We start from the raw sequence: 1,174 nt of genomic DNA, 5'->3' as shown, positions 1-1,174 counted from the left end.
GGGGAGCGGATGGTTCTGCCCCCGGACCAGCTCGGCCGTCATCGCCTTCGTCCCCCCTGTGTCACTGTGTGCGCTGTGCGTCGGCCTGCTTACAGAACCGCCGCCCCGCCGTGTCCGTCGCCGTGGCCGACAGGGCTCAGCGTTCCGCGTCGAGCCGCTCCAGGTCCTCGTCGTCGTCCAGGTCGGATTCGGGGACGACGTCGTCGTCCAGGTCGTCGTCGGTGTCCTCTTCGAAGCTGGTGCTGGCGTCGAAGCGGCAGATGACCCGGTCCTCGGCGGGCTGCTCGAAGGGTGCCTCCAGCCATTCGCCGGGCTCGGGCTGTGTGTCCAGGGCCGTCACCCACAGTGTGGAGTCGCCCTCCTCCAGCCCGAACTCCTTGTGCCGTGAGGCGATCTCGTCGGCCTCGAACTCGCCGAACACGATGTCCAGGGCGTGGGCTGTGCCGAGGGAGTCGTCGGAACCACCGGCTCCGTTCCGGTCCTCCTCCACGGCTTCCACGCGCTGCGCCTGTGCCAGCAGCCGCTGGGGTTCCACCACGGTGTAGTCCCTGCGGATCAGTACGCTGATGGCGTCCGGCTCCGGTCCCGCGTAGGACGGCACCGTGCCGGGGATCTCGAAGGGCGTGACCTCGTCGTAGCGGTCGTAGAGCAGTTCGTCGTACTCCTCGGCGGCCGCGGCCAGCTCATTGAACGCCTCGTAGACGGCCGGGTCGTCCTCACCCGTCCTCTGCTCGACCGCGGCCAGGTGGCGGTCGAGCGCGGTCTTGACCGCCTCGGCGGCGGCGCGTACCTCGGCAGCGGTGGGCTGCGCAGCATCAGACATAGTGCAGACGCTATCCGTACAGGGCCTCTGCCCGCACAATAGATGCGATGCCGGAATACGAATTTGTCGACGTGTACGTACCGCGCGGGGTCTCCCGCAAGGAAGCCACACGTCTGCTGACGGACCATGCCGAGTACGGTCACTGGGAGCTGGATCGCCTCAGCCTGCTGCGCGACGGCAGCCGCAGGGTGCGGTTGCGTCGGCGGATCATCCGCCAGGTGCGCGCCACGTGGTGAGGACGGGCGACTGAATCGGAGCGGGCCCCCCCGCGGCGGGGGCCGCGCCGGTTGGGCGCACCACAGGGGGCGGGCGACGCGGTCGCCCGCGCCGTGCGGGAGATCAGGGCGCCGC

General features: G+C 70.0%; 2 protein-coding genes. One reads left to right on the top strand and one right to left on the bottom strand.

Going from position 1 to position 1,174, the window contains the following annotated elements:
* Positions 1-136 precede the first annotated feature (136 nt).
* Positions 137-823: a hypothetical protein gene (locus AB0959_RS52995; RefSeq protein ID WP_366834214.1), complete on the bottom strand. Its 687-nt coding sequence runs from the start codon at positions 821-823 to the stop codon at positions 137-139.
* A gap of 47 nt (positions 824-870) precedes the next feature.
* Here AB0959_RS52995 and AB0959_RS52990 point away from each other — a divergent pair, with 47 nt between their 5' ends.
* Positions 871-1,059: a DUF5703 family protein gene (locus AB0959_RS52990; protein WP_014671721.1), complete on the top strand. Its 189-nt coding sequence runs from the start codon at positions 871-873 to the stop codon at positions 1,057-1,059.
* Positions 1,060-1,174 lie beyond the last annotated feature (115 nt).

This window comes from Streptomyces sp. NPDC046862 (genome assembly GCF_040704615.1).
GTDB lineage: Bacteria > Actinomycetota > Actinomycetes > Streptomycetales > Streptomycetaceae > Streptomyces.
This window is presented reverse-complemented; position numbering and strand designations above follow the sequence as displayed.